The sequence below is a fragment of the Sphingomonas sp. 10B4 genome, from assembly GCF_035019905.1.
In the GTDB taxonomy this organism is placed as follows: Bacteria; Pseudomonadota; Alphaproteobacteria; order Sphingomonadales; family Sphingomonadaceae; genus Sphingomonas; species Sphingomonas glacialis.
Window position 1 is genome coordinate 1 of record NZ_JASJVC010000458.1, and the last position, 250, is coordinate 250.

At 49.2% G+C, this 250-nt stretch carries 1 pseudogene; it reads left to right on the top strand.

Going from position 1 to position 250, the window contains the following annotated elements:
• Positions 1-61: 61 nt before the first annotated feature.
• A pseudogene (locus tag QN347_RS20485) lies at positions 62-250 on the top strand (hypothetical protein); the annotation flags it as partial.

A 250-nucleotide genomic window follows, 5' to 3' on the forward strand; every position in this document is an offset into this window, starting at 1 on the left:
CTCCGTCCTTGGCTTGGCCCGAGACGGGAAACTCCTAACAGTCAGGACCCTCGAGGGTGACTTGCTCTTCCCAAGCTTTCAATTCGGCCCGGATGGCGAATTCCTCCCCAGCTTGGACAGAGTACTGAAAGCCCTGGGCGACACCCTTGACGATTGGAGCATCGCCCTTTGGATATTTTTTATATTAAACGTAGACGTCATTTTTATTTTTGTATGTTTTCGTTGGGTGGTTGGCTTTACTGTTGTAGAT